Annotated in this window: 18 protein-coding genes; 5 read left to right on the forward strand and 13 right to left on the reverse strand. The window is 36.4% G+C overall.

Translation table 11 applies throughout. The annotated features are described in order from the left end of the window. Positions 1–10 precede the first annotated feature (10 nt). Together parC and parE are read right to left on the reverse strand one after the other, a co-directional pair. Positions 11–2,437 carry a DNA topoisomerase IV subunit A gene (gene parC / locus ACQKM9_RS05055; protein WP_427733248.1) on the reverse strand — a complete coding sequence of 809 codons (2,427 nt, stop codon included), beginning with the start codon at positions 2,435–2,437 and terminating at the stop codon, positions 11–13. Further along, positions 2,434–4,386 (reverse strand): DNA topoisomerase IV subunit B, encoded by a 1,953-nt coding sequence (gene parE, locus ACQKM9_RS05060; RefSeq protein ID WP_427733392.1) that lies wholly within the window; start codon positions 4,384–4,386, stop codon positions 2,434–2,436. Before parE ends, parC begins: the two co-directional genes overlap by 4 nt. A gap of 256 nt (positions 4,387–4,642) precedes the next feature. Between parE and plsY the strand changes: the two genes are divergently transcribed. Continuing rightward, positions 4,643–5,245: a glycerol-3-phosphate 1-O-acyltransferase PlsY gene (plsY, locus tag ACQKM9_RS05065; RefSeq protein WP_427733250.1), complete on the forward strand. Its 603-nt coding sequence runs from the start codon at positions 4,643–4,645 to the stop codon at positions 5,243–5,245. A gap of 21 nt (positions 5,246–5,266) precedes the next feature. After that, positions 5,267–5,563, forward strand: coding sequence for a HesB/YadR/YfhF family protein (locus ACQKM9_RS05070; protein WP_427733252.1), 297 nt, complete (start codon positions 5,267–5,269; stop codon positions 5,561–5,563). A 48-nt stretch (positions 5,564–5,611) separates the two neighbouring features. Here the strand turns inward: ACQKM9_RS05070 and ACQKM9_RS05075 are convergent, their stop codons facing one another. The 9 genes from ACQKM9_RS05075 to ACQKM9_RS05115 form a co-directional block, all read right to left on the reverse strand. Further along, positions 5,612–5,908 (reverse strand): hypothetical protein, encoded by a 297-nt coding sequence (locus tag ACQKM9_RS05075; RefSeq protein WP_427733254.1) that lies wholly within the window; start codon positions 5,906–5,908, stop codon positions 5,612–5,614. Further along, positions 5,908–6,333 (reverse strand): acyl-CoA thioesterase, encoded by a 426-nt coding sequence (locus ACQKM9_RS05080; RefSeq protein WP_427733256.1) that lies wholly within the window; start codon positions 6,331–6,333, stop codon positions 5,908–5,910. Before ACQKM9_RS05080 ends, ACQKM9_RS05075 begins: the two co-directional genes overlap by 1 nt. Before the next feature lie 143 nt (positions 6,334–6,476). After that, complete coding sequence (locus ACQKM9_RS05085; protein WP_427733258.1) at positions 6,477–8,486, reverse strand: M14 family zinc carboxypeptidase; 2,010 nt, start codon at positions 8,484–8,486, stop codon at positions 6,477–6,479. Between the two features lie 157 nt (positions 8,487–8,643). Further along, a complete protein-coding gene (gene acnA / locus ACQKM9_RS05090) occupies positions 8,644–11,349 on the reverse strand; it encodes an aconitate hydratase AcnA (RefSeq protein WP_427733260.1) in 2,706 nt (901 codons plus the stop codon). A 515-nt stretch (positions 11,350–11,864) separates the two neighbouring features. Continuing rightward, a complete protein-coding gene (locus tag ACQKM9_RS05095) occupies positions 11,865–11,975 on the reverse strand; it encodes a VOC family protein (RefSeq protein ID WP_427733262.1) in 111 nt (36 codons plus the stop codon). A gap of 175 nt (positions 11,976–12,150) precedes the next feature. Then, positions 12,151–12,861, reverse strand: coding sequence for a LutC/YkgG family protein (locus tag ACQKM9_RS05100; protein ID WP_427733264.1), 711 nt, complete (start codon positions 12,859–12,861; stop codon positions 12,151–12,153). Beyond that, entirely contained in the window at positions 12,858–14,288 is a 1,431-nt protein-coding gene (locus tag ACQKM9_RS05105; protein ID WP_427733266.1) for a LutB/LldF family L-lactate oxidation iron-sulfur protein, read from the reverse strand. Before ACQKM9_RS05105 ends, ACQKM9_RS05100 begins: the two co-directional genes overlap by 4 nt. A gap of 11 nt (positions 14,289–14,299) precedes the next feature. Further along, the gene (locus tag ACQKM9_RS05110) at positions 14,300–15,016 is read right to left on the reverse strand and encodes a (Fe-S)-binding protein (protein WP_427733268.1); all 717 of its coding nucleotides are present in this window, start codon (positions 15,014–15,016) and stop codon (positions 14,300–14,302) included. 138 nt (positions 15,017–15,154) lie between these two features. Continuing rightward, entirely contained in the window at positions 15,155–15,877 is a 723-nt protein-coding gene (locus ACQKM9_RS05115) for a FadR/GntR family transcriptional regulator (RefSeq protein ID WP_427733270.1), read from the reverse strand. 474 nt (positions 15,878–16,351) lie between these two features. On the opposite strand from ACQKM9_RS05115, the gene ACQKM9_RS05120 reads away from it, so the two are divergent. Genes ACQKM9_RS05120 through ACQKM9_RS05130 form a run of 3 tightly spaced genes read left to right on the forward strand, consistent with a single transcriptional unit; the run spans position 16,352 to position 17,606 of the window. Beyond that, the gene (locus ACQKM9_RS05120; protein WP_427733272.1) at positions 16,352–16,891 is read left to right on the forward strand and encodes a TetR/AcrR family transcriptional regulator; all 540 of its coding nucleotides are present in this window, start codon (positions 16,352–16,354) and stop codon (positions 16,889–16,891) included. Between the two features lie 12 nt (positions 16,892–16,903). Then, positions 16,904–17,233: a DMT family transporter gene (locus ACQKM9_RS05125; protein ID WP_427733274.1), complete on the forward strand. Its 330-nt coding sequence runs from the start codon at positions 16,904–16,906 to the stop codon at positions 17,231–17,233. Between the two features lie 25 nt (positions 17,234–17,258). Beyond that, a complete protein-coding gene (locus ACQKM9_RS05130; protein ID WP_427733276.1) occupies positions 17,259–17,606 on the forward strand; it encodes a DMT family transporter in 348 nt (115 codons plus the stop codon). 52 nt (positions 17,607–17,658) lie between these two features. Here the strand turns inward: ACQKM9_RS05130 and ACQKM9_RS05135 are convergent, their stop codons facing one another. Then, positions 17,659–18,060, reverse strand: a complete 402-nt coding sequence (locus ACQKM9_RS05135) for a thiol-disulfide oxidoreductase DCC family protein (protein WP_427733278.1) — start codon at positions 18,058–18,060, stop codon at positions 17,659–17,661. A 400-nt stretch (positions 18,061–18,460) separates the two neighbouring features. After that, entirely contained in the window at positions 18,461–18,997 is a 537-nt protein-coding gene (locus ACQKM9_RS05140) for a GNAT family N-acetyltransferase (RefSeq protein ID WP_427733280.1), read from the reverse strand. Positions 18,998–19,042 lie beyond the last annotated feature (45 nt).

Consider the following 19,042-nt stretch of genomic DNA (forward strand, 5'->3'; position numbering starts at 1 on the left):
GTTACATATATTATTTTGTAGGCTTCATTTTCACAACTCTTGTAAGTTCACCGTCAGTATCAATATCTACAACAAATGAACCATTTGAATACCGGTCTGCATTACGATAATTATCTTCATGTACTTGCTCTTGAACACCTTTTTCAGTTTCTACAAGTAAAATGTCACCTTTATGAACATAAATGACTGTAAAGACGCGGTGTGGATTCTTTTTCAATTCACGTACGGTTACGACTCCGCGTTTTGGACGACCGCTCACTTCAATTTCAGCGACAGCCATTTTCTTCACTGCGCCACGATGTGTAACAAGCATTAAATCACCATTATCATTTTCCGGGATAATATTTGCAGCTACAATATAATCTTCTTCTTTTAAGTTAATGGCTTTAACACCAGCTGTTTTAACACCAGTAACAGGTATATCTTCCATTGGGAATCGAACGGAATAACTGAAATGAGTAGTCAAGATGACTTCATCCGTAATCGTCACGAGATCCGCATAAATTACTTCGTCACCTTTTTTCACGTTCATTGTTTTAATTGGTTTTGAATAACGTTGAACGACGTATTCATTCAGTGGTGAACGTTTAATTTGTCCACCTTTAGTTATTGTCATTACAAATACATCCGGGTCAAATGTTTCTACCCCTCGTGCATTGATGATTACTTCGTCCGAATCAATTGGCACAATACTTGAGATGTGCTGACCTAAGTCTTTCCAACGAATATCTGGTAGCTCATGTACAGGTTGATAAATATAATGTCCTTTGCTAGTAAATAGCAATAGATGCTGTTGCGTATTGATTTGGGATTCGTACAATAAATGATCGGAATCTTTCATCGCAAAGTCTTTGCCATTCGAAGCATTGTAAGACCGCTGACTAGTACGTTTTACATAACCGTCTTTAGTAACTGTCACAACAACTTCTTCACTTGGAATTAAAACTTCTAAATTCAGTTTTATTTCTTCAATTTCAGCTTCAATAATTGAGCGACGTGGCTCAGCAAAACGTTTACGCACATCTTGTAGTTCTTTTCTAATAACACTTATTAGTTTTGCTTCGCTCTCTAAAATGCTTTGTAATTCAGCAATTTTCGCTTTTAGTTCTTCTTCTTCCTCACGTAATTCCGTAATATCGGTATTAGTTAAACGATATAGCTGTAATGAAACAATTGCTTCAGCTTGAATTTCTGTGAATTCGAATTTTAACATTAAGTTGTTTTTAGCATCTCTTTTATCTTTTGACTGACGGATTGTATGAATAACTTCATCTAAAATTGATAATGCCTTCATTAACCCTTCTACGATATGTAGGCGATCTTTCGCTTTTTTTAAGTCAAATTGAGAACGTCTTGTGACTACTTCTTTTTGATGATCTATATATGCATCTAATAATAATGGCAATGTCATCATCGTTGGACGACGTTTAAAAATCGCAATCATGTTAAAGTTATACGTGATTTGAAGGTCTGTGTTTTTATATAAATATTGCAGAATTGGTTTTCCTGGAACTTCTTTTTTTAGTTCAATGACCATTCGTAAACCTGTACGATCTGATTCGTCACGTACTTCTGCAATTCCTTCAAGACGTTTATCTAAACGCATTTCATCAATTTTCTTGACTAAGTTTGCTTTATTAACGTCATATGGTATTTCAGTGACAACGATTTGCTCCTTGCCACCTTTAAGCTCTTCAATTTCCGCTTTTGCGCGAACAATAATTTTCCCTCTACCTGTTTCATATGCTTTTTTGATACCTTCCACACCTTGGATAATACCGCCAGTTGGAAAATCTGGACCTTTTATAACGGTCATAAGGTCATCAACAGTCGCATTTGGGTTTTTCAAACGCATTAAAACAGCGTCTAATACTTCGTGTAATGCATGTGGAGGAATATCTGTTGCATAACCTGCGGATATACCAGTAGAGCCGTTAACTAGCAGATTTGGGAATCTAGCGGGCAATACTGTAGGCTCCATGTCTTGGTCATCAAAGTTTGGTACAAGATCAACTGTCTCTTTTTGAATATCACGAAGCATTTCAGCGGCAATAGCAGATAGACGCGCTTCTGTATAACGCATTGCAGCGGCTGAATCACCGTCGACAGAACCGTTATTACCATGCATCTCAATTAGCATATGACGCGCTTTCCAGTCTTGACTCATACGTACCATAGCTTCATAAACAGAACTATCACCATGAGGGTGGTAGTTACCGATTACGTTACCGACTGTTTTTGCTGATTTACGGAAGGGTTTATCATGTGTATTACCTCCCATAAACATTGCATATAATATACGGCGTTGTACGGGTTTTAAACCGTCACGAGCATCAGGTAAGGCACGATCTTGAATGATGTACTTACTGTATCGACCAAACCGATCGCCGATGACTTCTTCTAGTGGTAAATCTTGATAACTTTCGGTCTGTGTCATACTAGGTCCTCCTCATTTTGAATGAATTCATTGTCAAGAATATTGGAGTCTTCATCTAGACCAAAATCAACGTTTGATTCTATCCATTTACGACGTGGCTCTACTTTATCGCCCATTAGCGTTGTAACACGGCGTTCAGCACGCGCACCATCGTCGATTTTAACACGGATTAATGTTCTTGTTTCTGGATTCATTGTTGTATCCCATAATTGGTCGGCATTCATCTCACCAAGACCTTTATAGCGTTGTAAAATATAGCCTTTACCAATTTTATCAATCGCTTGTTGTAAATCTTTTTCAGTCCAAGCATATTCCAATACTTCTTTTTTACCTACCCCTTTTGAAACTTTATAAAGTGGTGGTAGTGCAATATATACTTTACCCGCTTCAATTAACGGTTTCATATAGCGATAGAAAAATGTCAGTAATAGGACTTGGATATGAGCACCATCTGTATCGGCATCGGTCATGATGATGATTTTATCATACGCAGCATCATCAATTGTGAAGTCAGCTCCTACTCCTGCACCAACTGCATGAATAATCGTAGCGATTTCTTCATTTTTTAAGATATCTTGTAATTTTGCTTTTTCAGTGTTGATGACTTTACCACGCAGTGGCAAAATCGCTTGGAATGTACGGTCACGGCCTTGTTTAGCTGAACCGCCCGCAGAATCACCTTCGACAAGATATAATTCGTTTTTAGCAGCGTTACGAGACTGTGCTGGAGTTAGCTTTCCAGATAATAATGCACTCGATTTTTTGTTTTTCTTACCGTTACGAGCGTCTTCACGTGCTTTACGCGCTGCTTCTCGCACTTGTTGCGCACGAATTGCTTTACGTACAAGAGAAGCACTTAGTTCAGCGTTTTCCTCTAACACGTATAGTAATTTCTCAGACACAACTGAATCGACGACACTTCTCGCTTCACTAGTACCTAGCTTTCCTTTCGTTTGTCCTTCAAACTGTAGTAAGTTTTCAGGAATACGAACGGAAATAATAGCCGCTAAGCCTTCACGAATATCTGAGCCGTCTAAGTTTTTGTCTTTTTCTTTTAGTAAGCCAATTTTACGTGCATATTCATTGAAAACACGCGTCATAGCTGCCTTGGCACCGGTTTCATGTGTGCCCCCGTCACGAGTACGAACGTTGTTAACGAAAGATAAAATTGTTTCTGAATAGCCATCGTTGAATTGGAACGCGAATTCGACTGCAATTTCGTCTTGTGATCCTTCAACATACTTGACTGGGTGTAGAACGTCTTTTTCTTCGTTTAAGTATGCGACGAATGCCTCGATACCGTTTTCGTAATGATACGTTTCATGATTGCCTGTTTGTTCTTCAATTAGCTCGATTTTTAAGCCTTTTAATAAAAAGGCAGATTCTCGTAACCGTTCCGCAAGGGTGTCAAAATTATACTTTGTCGCTGAAAATATAGTGTCATCTGGTAGGAAATGTATACATGTTCCCGATTCTTTTGTTGTACCTATTTTCTCTAATGTAGTAGCGGGTTTACCACCATTTTCAAAGCGCATTCTATATTTTGTGCCGTCACGGTGAATAGTGACTTCAAGCCATGAGGATAGTGCATTTACTACGGAAGCACCTACACCATGCAATCCGCCACTTGTTTTGTAACCACCTTGTCCAAATTTACCACCTGCATGCAGAATGGTAAAAATAACTTCCGGTGTTGGTTTACCTGTTTTGTGCGTACCTGTTGGCATGCCTCGACCGTAGTCACGTACACTTATACTTTGATCCTCGTGAATTTTCACAATGATATGTGAACCAAAGCCGGCTAATGCTTCATCGACTGCATTGTCGACAATTTCATAAACAAGATGATGTAATCCTCGGCTATCAGTTGAACCGATATACATACCTGGACGTTTACGAACAGCTTCTAATCCTTCTAGTACTTGTATCGCATCATCATTGTAAGACATGACTGTTTGTTTATCTGTCAAAAAAATTCCCCCTAAATACAAACACCCGTTCCACTTAAAATTATATTACGCACTTTCTCTTTTACTGTCAACAAGCGGTAATTTAATTTCATATAGAGTTTATTGTACCAATACGTTGAATCTAAAGCAAAATAAGAATAAGATTATAATCTAAGAATATGAGTATATTGTGTCCTAATATAGTATTATGATAAACTATTAGTACCAACTACTAAAATTAAGAAGGAGTTTTTTTATGAATATGATTCTATTAATCATTTTGACATACTTGATAGGTTCAATTCCTTCAGGTTTATGGATCGGTAAATTATTTTATAAAACCGATATCCGCGAACACGGTAGCGGAAACCTTGGTGCAACGAATACCTTCCGAATTCTCGGTAAAAAAGCAGGTATTGTCGTAACACTTATGGATATCTTAAAAGGAACGATAGCGACGTTATTACCAACACTTGCTTACTTTGCAGATAGTGGCATTCATCCACTAATTGCTGGAGCACTTGCAGTTGTAGGTCATATGTTCCCTGTATTCGCAAAATTCCGTGGCGGTAAAGCGGTAGCCACATCAGCTGGTGTAGTACTAGGCTACCATTGGCCAATTTTCATCATCTTATTTATTGCATTCATACTTTGCTTAAAAGTATCCAAAATGGTCAGTTTTTCTTCTATGTTTGCTTCTGTAGTAGCTTTTGTTTATGCTATTATATATACGCTCTTTGAGCAAGACTATTTTTTATTAATCATCATTACAATATTAGCTGTCTTTATTTTTTACAGACATCGTTCGAACATTGTACGTATTAAAGCAGGCACTGAGCCTAAGGTTAAATGGTTGTAAACTACAAGGAGTGTACATCGCATGAAAATTATCGTATCAGATGAAGCACTAGAATGGTTTGAAAAAGAAATGGAATTAGAAGACGGGGACCAAATTCGTTTTTATGCTCGGTATGGTGGCTCTAGCCCTTTTCATGAAGGTTTTTCACTTGGTATGAATCGTGAACAGTCTACAAATCCTGCAGTTGAAGTTGAAAAGAATAATACACTTTTCTACATTGAAGAAGATGATTTATGGTTTTTCGACAATCACGATCTACATATACTGGTGGATGAAACACTTAATGAAATTAAATATGATTATACAAAAGAAGCTTAATAATACAAACGAAAAGCATGGCGCCAAGTGAAGTGCGCCATGCTTTTGTTATGCATAAAAGCGATTGTACTGCTGTAATTGCCCTTCATTTAATAAAATATGGCGTTCAAAGTCGCCAAAAAGGTCGAAATGCGGGTAATGCTTATAATCGATCCACTCAGGTTTTAAACCATAGTTTGCTCCCCATTTGATGAGTTTTTCGACGTCAGCACAACCTGCTTTTGTCACAGTTTTACAACCTGGGAAACGCTCGTCCTTCCAATAATGCGTAAGAAAAGCGATTTCACCAGCGGTCACGCGCTTTTTCCATAATTCCAGCTCAGCTCTAGTAACACCTAATGCCATTAAGCTTCTTTTCTTTCAATTTCTTTATATTTTCTATCCCATATAGGGTCTACTTTTCCTAAAGAAACCGGTCTAAAACTATCTTTTTTCACTAAAATATGTTCTGAAGTTGCTGTTACTGCTACAGTGCCATCTTCATGAAGAACCTTATAGCCATATACTGTACGTAACTTCCCGTGGGATTCAATCCAAGTTCGAACTGTCGCAACTTGACCATATCTCATCGCAGCTTTGTATTGAATGGAAATATCCATCACTGGCGATACATAGCCGTCTGCTTCAAGTTGGGTCACTGAAAATCCTAAATCACGGATTAACTGTGTACGTCCCAATTCAAGCCAAATGATATAATTTGAGTGATATACAACACCCATTTGATCTGTTTCCGCATAACGGATTTCTATCTCTTTATTACTAACAAACATTTATTTCACCTCATAACTCTATTATACAGAAGTCTAACTGAAATTACTCAAAAAAGCCTTATATACAGCGTAATTCGACATCAAAGCATTAATTTTATATCCCTCGATAACAAAAAGACGAAGCCATTAGCTTCGCCTATTTGTTATCGTTTACTAGCTTCTTTTGATGCTAACAAACCTATTGATTTGTTTTTCATCCATACATTATTCCAATGTTTATGGGATACTGGACCTTCACCTGAATATGGTGCAATTTCAACTGTAATACCAGGCTTTTTCTGTGACATGATAAACCAATCAGCAGAAGATCCACTACCTCGAACATAAAGAGGTGGGATGATTGAATACCCAGTTACACGACTAATTTGACGTGTTAATGCTAAATCACGCTTATAGTTAGTGCTATTTTGGAAGTTAAACCAATATAGAATTTGACCAGATGAGTGATATGAAATATCGGACTTAAATTTATGACGTTCGACAAAAGCTTTTAGTGCCTGCGCTTCAGGTTCTGAGAATACACGGGGACCTTTGTAACCTTTATAGGTTTTCGGTGTAAAAGGTACATATTTCCATTCACCATCAAAATTTCGATTTAAATCGACACCACGAGCATTAGCTTTCCAACGTTTGTAATTTGAGCTTTTATTGATCTGCTTGATCAGATTCTTATTCGCCATACTATTTATACCATTTTGTACTAATGTCACACCATCAGGATTAATCATTGGCACAAACCAAATACTTGTTGTATCAAGGGTTTGACGCACATCATAACCTGCAAAGCTTGTCTTTTTATTATAGCTATAAGAGTAGTTATCTATCATTTCCATTACTACATTTGTGGTCATATGTTCACGAGCATGAATGGCTGCATCTACTAAGATTTCTTTCTTACCATTCCCCACTCTTAACGCATAGATTGCTCTTCCCTCGACAGATTCACCAATTTTCTCTAGAGATGTAAACTCAGGATACAATTTAGCGAAAACTTTCATATAGTACGAGTATGCCTTATACGTGACGTTTTTTGTCGGATTAACGATGTTTTTGTGATAGTAATTAGCTAAATCGACATACCCAGATTGACCTAAATATTCAATTATACCGAAACCTTTAGATATACCTTTTAAATGTACAGTTTGTCCTTTGTTTAAAGAACCGATTTTGATACCATTTTGATCGTACACAGCTGAAGTTTTTTCTGCATATAAAGTGATTGGATATGTTGCTGATTTCAGCGTGGCTAAAGAGTTTGCCTTCTTTGTAGGCATTGTGCCAGTAATTGGAACTGCATATTGTTTGCCACTTTTCTTAATGTAATGATACTTACTAGTAGTTTTTGTTGGTTTAAAAACAGCACCTTTTGTTAATGTACCGAATTTTTCGAACTTATTATTTGTGACTGTATATAGCGTCACTGATTTGTTAGTAATTTCGACATTATCTGATGATTTAAATGATAATTCGACATCTTTAAATGCGATATAACCTGTTTGATTTCCTACATTTACAACGAAGTAATTGTCGACAATATTAATTGTTTTAAACTTTGTTGCTTGTGATCCTACCGCTAAAACTGTCGAAGTTGTGCTTGGCTTGTTATAAATTTTGAAGGGTTTTTTAGTTGTAATACTTACTGTCTTTTTCACTTCAGGTACAACAAGTTCTAATTTTGCTTCACTCAGGTTTTCACGTGCAATCCAATATGTATTTTGTCCAATTGATAATTCATACCAATTTGCGTTATCTGTAGGGTTCACGTAGTAAATGGTTGATGAATCATTTAATTGTAACAAAGCATTTGTCGTGTTATTTGGTTCGAATAATAAACTGTTTGCATTCACTGTTACATATGTATATATAACCTCTGGCGATTCTACAATCTTTTCTTCTTCGGTTGTTTCAATATTTTCTGGAGTTTCTACAGATGATTGTTTTTCTTGTATTTCGGGTTCATCTTTATCTGATGTTTCTTCTAATGTAATTACTTCTTGTGGTACAACTGTCTCATCTATTTCAACTTTCTCATTGTCCTTTTGTTGTTGCTCTACTGGTGCCGCATGAACTGTATTCAAGTATGCAAACGGTATATTAAGAGCGAGAATGAAGGCAAGTGAAGAAGCGAAAAGTTGAAGATTCTTCTTTTCCATAAATCCCAATTGGTACACCTCAACTATTTTTTCTCAATTTGACTCAAAATATCATTTATTTTCCATATTAAAATAGAAAAATACATGTGTAGCATACAGTTAAGATACGCTACACATGTATACAAGGAAGGAAGACTCTTAAAGAATCAAACCTAACTTATTTTGTTAATTTGTTACGAAGTACCATTTGTAGGATACCACCGTTACGGTAGTAGTCTACTTCTACTTCTGAGTCGAAACGTGCAAGAGCTTTGAATTCTTTAACAGAACCGTCTTCAGCTTTAGCAGTCACAGTTAAGATATCTTGAGGTTTAACACCTTCAGCGATATTAACTGAGATTTCTTCTTTACCAGTTAAGCCTAGAGATTCAGCGTTTTGTCCATCAACATATTGTAATGGAAGAACACCCATCATTACTAGGTTTGAACGGTGAATACGTTCGTAAGATTCAGCGATAACTGTTTTAACGCCTAAAAGGTTAGTACCTTTCGCAGCCCAGTCACGTGAAGAACCCATACCGTAATCTTTTCCAGCAAGTACAGCTAAACCAGTGCCATTTTCAGCGTATTTCATAGCTGCATCGTAAATGTACTCAACTTCGCCTGTTGGCCAGTAAGTAGTGTAACCACCTTCTGTACCTGGAGCAACTTGGTTACGGATACGGATGTTAGCGAAAGTACCGCGCATCATAACTTCGTGGTTACCACGACGAGAACCGTAAGAGTTGAAGTTACGAGGTTCTACACCGTTAGCACGTAAGTATTGACCAGCTGGCGTATCTTTACCAATCGCACCTGCAGGAGAGATGTGGTCAGTTGTGATAGAGTCACCGAACTTCGCAAGTACACGTAAGCCAGAAAGTCCTTTAATGTCTTCTGGTTTTGGTGCAAGGTTTTGGAAGAATGGTGGGTTTTGAATGTAAGTTGATTTTTCATCAAATGTGTATAGAGAATCAGTTGATGTTTCAATTTCATTCCATTTTTCATTTTCGTCAAATACGCGTGCATATTCTTTTTGGAATAGGTCACGAGTTACAACTTTACCAAGAACATTGTTGATTTCTTCAGTAGTAGGCCAGATATCAGCGAAGAATACATCGTTGCCATCTTTGTCTTTACCGAATGAATCATTTTGAAGATCTACATCTACAGTACCAGCTAATGCGTAAGCAACAACAAGTGGTGGTGATGCTAAGTAGTTAGCTTTAACTAGTGGGTGTACACGACCTTCGAAGTTACGGTTACCTGAAAGTACAGAAGTTACGAATAAATCATTTGAAGTAATCGCTTCTTCGATTTCAGGAAGTAATGGACCTGAGTTACCGATACATGTAGTACAGCCGTAACCTACAGTGTTGAAACCGATTTCGTCCAAGTACGTTGTAAGACCAGAATCGTTTAAGTATCCAGTTACAACTTTTGAACCTGGTGCTAACGAAGTTTTAACCCATTTAGGAACAGTTAAACCTTTTTCAACAGCTTTTTTAGCTACTAAACCTGCAGCGATTAATACGTAAGGGTTAGATGTATTCGTACATGAAGTGATTGCAGCGATTGCTACAGCACCTGCAGGAATTTCTACATCGCCTTCAGCGAATTTAGCAGTTGCAGTTTTTTCGAATTCTTTTTCAGTTAAACCGAAACCTTGTACACCAGAAGGAGCTACTACTACTTCGTGGTAACGTTTTTTCATGTTTGAAAGTGGAATTAAATCTTGCGGACGTTTAGGACCTGATAAGTTAGGCTCGATATCAGCAAGGTTAATTTCTACAACATCAGTGTAAACTGGTTCTAATTCAGGATCAAAGAACATGTTGTTTTCTTTTAAGTATGTTTCAACAACTTGGATGTGCTCTTCGTCACGACCAGTTAAACGCATATAGTTTAATGATTCTTCGTCAATTGCGAAGTAACCACATGTAGCACCGTATTCAGGAGCCATGTTAGAAATTGTTGCACGGTCAGCTAGTGGTAATTGAGGGATTCCCGGACCGAAGAACTCAACAAATTTATTAACTACACCTTTAGCACGTAGAACTTGTGTTACTTTAAGAGCTAAGTCAGTAGCTGTAGTTCCGTTTGGAAGATCGCCTGTTAATTTAACACCGATTACTTCTGGAACTGGGAAGTATGAAGGTTGACCTAACATACCTGCTTCAGCTTCGATACCACCTACACCCCATCCAAGTACACCGATACCGTTGATCATTGTAGTATGAGAGTCAGTTCCAACAACTGAATCTGGGAATGTTTCGAAAGTTCCGTCTGCATTTTCATTCACGTGTACAACTGGAGCTAAGTACTCAAGGTTAACTTGGTGAACGATACCAGTTGCAGGAGGTACAGCACGGAAATTATTGTAAGATGTTTGAGCCCATTTTAAGAAGTTATAACGCTCAGCGTTACGTTCGAATTCAAGGTCCATGTTAGCTTGTAAAGCTGTTGCAGTACCGTATTTGTCAACTTGTACTGAGTGGTCAATTACAAGGTCAACTGGAATTGCAGGGTTAATTTCGTTAGCGTCTCCGCCCATTTCTTTCATTGCAGAACGTAGAGATGCTAAGTCAACTACTACTGGTACACCAGTGAAATCTTGTAATACTACGCGTGATGGTTTGAAAGGAACTTCAGCATTAGGATCTACATCTGCGCCCCATTTTGCTAATTGATCAACATGATCCTCTTTGATTACATAGCCGTCGTATTGACGTAAAACAGATTCTAATAATACTTTGATTGAATAAGGAAGGCGTGATACTTTTGCGATACCAGCTTCTTCGATTGCAGCTAAACGGTAGAAGTTATATTGTTTACCATTTACGTCGAATGAAGCACGGCTGTTATGCAAGTTTTTGTTTGCCATAGGTTGGTTCCCCCTCTAATTAACTAATGAAAAGGCTTTAATAATAGCTTCTTTTCTCCACAAACAATAATATACTAATTAGATACATAAGTAAATTACATTAATATTATAGCGTGTGATAAGTTAAATTTATGACCTTTTTCTAAATGCCATAAGCACTCTCGAAAATGTTGTTTTTTCATTTTAATACAGAATACATCAAATTTTACGAAATTAAAAACATATCTACAAATGCAACTAAAGCCGTGTTTTAGTTTAGTTTTTAATCTTTTAATATTTCGTGCAATCATGTTTAATCCAAGTGGTCACTTAATGACTGGGTTTTATTTTTTTTGAATAAGACCAAAACTGATGCCTGTAGGGTCAACTAAGTATGCCAAGAAAAACGCCTTATTAATCGCATCATCTATAAAATCAACCTCTATTTGAATGTGGGAGCCATGAGGATAATCATAAGGTCCTTTACCTATTCTGCCGTTAATTCCAGATTCAGTACGTTTATTTATAGAAACGGCTCAATAATCCCAATGCGGTACTGATATTTCCCAAAAAAAAACTTCGGAATAAAATAATGCTGCTTTTTCAGGTTCTTGACTATTTAATTCAAAACCTTCAACTTTCCCCATTTTTAATCCCCTCTCTCAAAATCTAACTGATTGAATATAGTTAATTCGATATCTTCATATAAAATTCCTCTTATATAATGTTGATGAACTTCTCTAAATAAAATGAAAAAACCTGTATTTTACATACAGGTTTTTTCATAATCGTATTGTATTCTTAATCGAATTTTATATTAAATTATCGATTTTCTACTATTATATATGTTGCTTTTACAGGGCCATGCACACCAACCACCAGATTCATCTCAATATCGGCTGAATTACTTGGTCCAGATATGAAATTAATACATGGCGGTACTGTTTCTCCACTTCGCACTTTTTCAGAGATAATTTGTGCTGCTTGAGTCATTCTTGGAACAATTGTGCTTTTGGGAATAATCGCAATATAGGTTTGTGGAAGCAAACTGACTGATCTCCCTTGACCGCCTGTTGAAAATAAAACAACTGTTGCAGACTCGGCAAGTGTTATATCACTAAAGGTAATACCCACATTCGCTTTTTCTGCAAGTTTAATATTATCATGTCCATTTTCTACATTCCATTCATTCACTTCAACACTTGCTTGTGGCCACTCTTCTTCCAGTAAATTACGTAGACCGAATGTGTCGAAACGTTCATCTTTCCAAATAGAAACGGGACCGCCTCCATTTAAATCTACACGATTTGCTAACACTACTTTTAATTGGTCTGCAGTTGTTTCAATATAGTCTGTATGAATATTGCTACACTGTTTCTGAAACACTTGCACAAGCTCATCTTGGGATAGATCAGTCAGTGTTTTTGCTTGCGGATTATACTTCCAATGACGTTCAGGCTTTTTTGTTGTATTCATTTCTCGGCCAAGTGCTGTTGCAATATTTTTTATAAAAGGTGCACGTTGTTGGATCATTTCTTGTCTCCTCCTTCACGGTTTTTATACCAGTCGCGGAAACGTTCATTTTTTGGTGCAGGGAAATCGCGTATCATTGTCCATTCTTTTAATGGCCCCGGCCCTTTAGATATAAACTCTTTATCTTTCATAAAGGGCTTCATAACTTTTGTTGCGAGTTTTGTTCCTGTTGTATATAGCGGATTAGAGGATGCCCCAATACCAAACGCCTTCATCATCAAGCCTTCAGAAATAGGTGCTTTACCTTCTTTTTCTACTATTATTTGTCGATGCTTGTGAAGTAACTCATGCAACGGAATCTTCACAGGGCATGCTTCCGTACAAGCACCACATAATGTAGAGGCATAAGGTAATTCTTTAAAGTCATCATATCCTGCAAGTAACGGAGTCAATACAGCTCCTATTGGTCCTGGATAGATTGAGTTATATGAATGCCCTCCTATATGCCGATATACAGGACATACATTAATACATGCTGCACAACGAATACATTGTAATACTGATTGAAATTCAGTTCCAAGAATTTTCGAACGTCCATTATCAACAATGACAAGATGGAACTCTTCAGGACCATCAGCATCACCTTCACGGCGTGGACCTGATAATACCGTGATATAACTCGTTAGTTTTTGCCCAACAGCACTTCGAGTCAACAAACTAACGAGTACTTCTAATTCTTCGAACGTAGGTACAATGCGCTCCATACCCATAACAGTAATTTGCGTTTTTGGCACAGTCGTGGCTAAACGAGCATTCCCCTCATTGGTTACTAAACTAATCGAACCAGATTCAGCTATAGCAAAGTTACAACCTGTAATACCAACATCCGCTGTTAAAAACTCGTTACGTAAAGTTTCTCGTGCATGCCTTGCCAATTCTGTTGGATCATTTGATTTTTTATAATTTATCTTCTCTTCGAACACCTTACGAATTTGTTCTTTGTTTTTATGTAGTGCAGGTGCGACTATATGGGAAGGTGGTTCGTGTTCGTCAAGTTGTAAAATGTATTCCCCTAAATCTGTCTCAATCACAGTACAACCAGCCTTTTCTAATGCTGCATTTAGACCGATTTCTTCAGTAACCATTGATTTTGATTTGACGATTTTTTTTGCTTCTTTCTTTTTAACAACTTCTTCAATATAACGATTAGCGTCATCTGCAGTTTGTGCAAAGAAAACGTGACCACCAAGCTTTTGGATGTTGTCTGAAAGTTCTTGTAAATAATAATCGAGATTTTCAAGTACATGTTGGCGAATTTCTTCTCCATGAGAGCGCCATTCTTCCCAGTTTCCAAGTTCCTCTGCGTTTTCTAATCGGCGAGAACGAAGGCGATCTTGTGCACCAGACACAGCACCACGCATAAAGTCATCTTTTAAATTATCTTTTACTTTGTCTTTAAAATTCCCATCTGTAATTTTTACAGCCATATGCTCACCCCTTAATGTGAATTTAACACTTCAGCAATATGCATTACTTTCACTGGTACCTGCCTACGTTGCATTCGTCCTGCAATGTTCATAATGCATCCACCGTCAGATGCTACTAAAATCTGAGCGTTTGTAGAGATTGCCGCATCTACTTTTTCATCAACCATTTGTTCAGAAATATTCCCCATTTTCACGGAGAACGTTCCCCCAAAGCCACAGCAATTATACGCATAAGGTAAGGGTTTCATTTCTAGTCCTTCTACGTTTGATAAAAGTGTATATGGTGCATCTTTTATTCCTAATAAGCGTGTCATATGGCATGAAGGATGATAAGTTGCTTCTCCAGTCAACTTAGCACCGACATTTTCTACCTTTAAAACATTTACGATAAAATCTGTCAGTTCATACGTTTTTTCAGCCAATAGCCTTGCACGTGCAGACCAACCTGGCTCATCTTTCAATATTTGTGGGTATTCATGAAACATTGTTGCACACGATCCTGATGGTGTAACAACAACTTCCGCTGCTTCAAACGTTTCTATCATTTTTTTAATAGCTGCTTTTGTATGCTCAACATACCCTGAATTGTAAGACGGTTGACCACAGCATACTTGAGCTGTAGGAAAATCAATTTCACAACCAAGCCGCTCCAACAACTCCACAGTTGCTTTTCCCACATTTGTTTCGAACATATCCACAAGACATGTTACAAATAGTGTTACCTTCATGTACATACCCCCTCAAAGATATGGTCATCTGATGACTTATTTTTCATTAATGATACAGTAATAAACAATGGTTTTCCAATCTTTTTATTGAAAATACTGATTTTTCTGTTAATTTTATTGAGAAGAACGACCTACAGCTTAGTCATTTTCCTCTTGGATATATTGCGCTAAAATTGACTCTACAAATTGCAAATGCGACTTCATCGCTTTTGAAGCACCTTCCGCATCTTGTGCTTCGATCTGTTTGTAAATCAAATGGTGTTGTTCGTTTAAGAAATCTAATGTTTGTTTTTCATCATATAAACAAATACGACGTGTTTCACGCATAGATTCAGACATTAAATCGGACACATGTTGCATTAATGTGCTAAGTAATACATTATTCGCAGCTTTAGCAATGGCTAAGTGGAAGGCTAAGTCAGCTCTCTCCCCTAGATCAGAGTTTTTTGTGTGATTGATCATTTCCTTTAAATGAACACGCATCCCTTCCAAATCTTCTGCTGTTCTTTTTTGCGCCGCGCTTGCGACAATACCTGTCTCTAAAATTTGACGTACTTCTAATAACTCTTGAATATTTTTATTCGTCATGAGCATTGCACTTTGGATAGGATAAGATAGATTATCTGCCGTGAATGTTTTGACAAATGTCCCTTCCCCTTGTCGCATTTCAATAAGTCCCATTGCTCTTAATGAAGTTAGTGCTTCACGAATTGCTGATCTTCCTACTTGAAAATTGATTGCCAACTCTTGTACAGAGTCTAATTGATCTCCTGGTTTCAACTGACCATCTTTAATCATTTCTATTAATATATCAGCGACTTCTTCATAAATCTTTTTTCTGGTAATCTTTTTATAGTTCAATTGTATGTCACCTCTATTCTATTATAACCAATGGAGATACTATATTAAAAACTAATGTTAAATACTAATTATGGATCATCTAATAATATACTTAGTTGGTTTGTCGTTTATGTTTAGGTAAAAAGGGAAATTTCTATTGAAATAATTAAACTAGCATTGTTTTCTTTAGAGGTTGTGTTAATCTTTCTTTTTTATATGGTGGTAGAAGTATTTATGAGTTGATGATAAATTTGAGGAGCAGCGATGTATATATAATATAGACTATCGAGTTCTATATATATATTATTCTTAGTTGCATATTATCTAATCAGATAGTTATTTAGAAAAAAGGGAGTTAAAATCAATGTTCATCTGCTTTAACTCCCTTTTTTGATTCATCATAGCTTTATATATTGACAAAAAAACCGTCTAGACGGTATAATAAAAACACATAAAAGACCATCTGGACGGTTTTATTGAAGGGGGGCTTCACACATGGAATCAAAAGCAACAATCAAGCGCAAACACATTCTAAAATCTGCTAAAGACTATATTTTGGAAAATGATATAAATTCACTTACTTTAGATGCAGTGGCAAAGCAAGCTGGGATTAGTAAAGGTGGTTTATTGTATCACTTTCCAAGTAAAGAAGCATTATTATTGGAAGTAACTCAATATATCTTCGAAGATTTCACTTCTCGATTTAATGAGTACGCTATGAATGACTCAATAGAAAAAGGTAGATGGAGCCGCGCTTTAATAGAAGCAACAAAAGAGGATTTAAATCACAATGCTGAGTTAAATGTAGGACTACTTGCATCTTCTATGTTAAATCCAGATTTATTAACAAGCATGTCTCAAAGCTATCAGCATATGCAAAATAAAGTGGAGCAAGATAGTATAGATCCAGTAACAGCAACTATTATCCGATTAGCTATAGATGGACTTTACTATTCAGAACTGTTTAATATAGCTCCAATAGATGATAAATTGCGTGAAGATGTTATTCAAAAATTAATCAACATGACAAAGTAGGAGGTATTCAACTTGAATCCATATATAATTTTGGCAGTAGCCATTATTAGTGAGGTATTTGGTAGTTCTATGTTAAAAGTTTCAAATGGATTTAAAAAGCTGTTCCCTTCTATTGGCGTAATTATTGGAATGTTTTCAGCTTTTTATTGCTTATCTTTATCACTTAAAACCATTCCATTAGGTACAGCTTATGCAATTTGGTCAGGGGTAGGTACAGCCTTAACCGCAATAGTCGGTGTAATAGTATATAAAGAATATTTCAATTTAAAAAAAGCTTTAGGATTAGTGCTGATCATTGGCGGAGTTGTTGTACTGAAGCTCTCAAGTGGTAGTGTTCATTAATCTTTAGATAATCGGGGGTTATAGTATGAGAGGTTATATAGCTTTAGGTGTTTCCATCATTAGCGAAATATTTGGTACAACAATGTTAAAATTATCAGAAGGATTTACAATTATACTCCCTTCTATTGGTGTAATAATTGGTTTTGGAATAGCATTTTACTGCTTATCACTATGTCTTAAAACCATACCATTAAGTTTAGCTTACGCTATCTGGTCCGGAATAGGGACAGCTATAACAGCAGTTATTGGTGTATTGTTATGGGATGATCCTTTTAGCATCATGACACTCCTTGGCATAGTATTAATAATTGGAGGAGTAGTTTTATTAAATGCTTCCAATAGTCCGGAAAAAGTAGAAGAACCATCAAGTTAAAAGCTTGATGGTTTTTCTATACTCTTATAAAAGTGATACCAAATAAATCGAATTATGGCAATAATCTTTTGCGTTCATCCACATTTGGTAAGTGGCAGCTAGCAGGTGCTTTCATTAATTGATGACGATTGCGAGCTACGAGACGATATACTGGATTTCGTATAAATAAAGGAATTAGTTTGAAAATAGTGAACAAGGGAAAAGGTGGTTTTAAATAAGGGAGTAAAAAAAACACAGCCTCTGATTCAGTCAATATACCAGATGGACTTTTTACTATAACTGAATCGAGGTTCTTTGTAAGATTCGGTGACAAAGTGCTTTTTGCAGTTTCACCCTGTAATGGAGCAAAAAGAATATCGTGATTCCGTTCATGTTTTAAGACGAACTGTACTGCCCACTGACAGAACCCGCAACAACCGTCATAAAACAGAATTGGATTTTGATGATTGGTCATTATGCTCCCCCTCTTTTTTCTATGTATTACTATTAAGTGTACAATATCTACGTTTATATTAACAAAGAATCGTTTAGAATTTGGGGTAACCCAACAATAATTCTGTTAAGATCTATCCAAAAACTTGATTCGGTGGCACCTTTGAATCTTTAGACAAATACTATTTAAAGTAAATACTATAGAAACGAGTCACAGTATTAAGACCTCCATATTAAAAGCGAATCGATCTTACCCAGCCAATTCGCTTGATATCCTTGGAATATTTTCAGAAAATTCAATTCCGTTATATCTCATTTCCCAGGCAATATGGTTATGATAACTCTCATGTAAGTTCTGTTATTCCATTAGAAAAGCTATCAAATTACTATCTAGAATTTTATTTCCTGTCTAATTTAGTTTTCTAACTGGATTTATCATCTAGTAATGAATAAATATTAGTGTCATGTGGAACACCATCTTGATACATATAATTTCTTAAAACGCCTTCTTTTTCAAAGCCTAATTTCTCCAATAACTTATTCGAAGAAGTATTTTCCACAAAAATGACTGCTCCTATACGCTTTATGCCAAGATTTTCGAAACCAAAAGTAATTACTTTTTTTACAACTTCAGTTGCATATCCGTTTCCCCAATATTCAGGAGAAAGTGCGTAGCTTATATCTGCTCGCTTATGTACATAAGACCATTCTTGGAAGCCAATTGTTCCTATAATTCCATTCACACCTTTTCGCTCAATTCCCCATTTGATGCCCATTTTTTTCTCGTAATTTCTCGAAAAATTTTCGATAATTTGTTTCACCTGATCTAAACTTGTTAGTGGATTTTGCCCATAGAAACGTAATACATCAACATTTGAAAAGCAATCTAATATAGCATGAGCATCATCTTCTACTAGTTCTCTCAAAATTAGCCGTTCAGTCTTTAAAATTGGAAACATTACGTTACACCCCTTGTCAAAAATCAACTAAAAAACAAACAATTA

It is taken from the genome of Viridibacillus sp. NPDC093762 (assembly GCF_050279675.1).
Taxonomy (GTDB): domain Bacteria; phylum Bacillota; class Bacilli; order Bacillales_A; family Planococcaceae; genus Viridibacillus.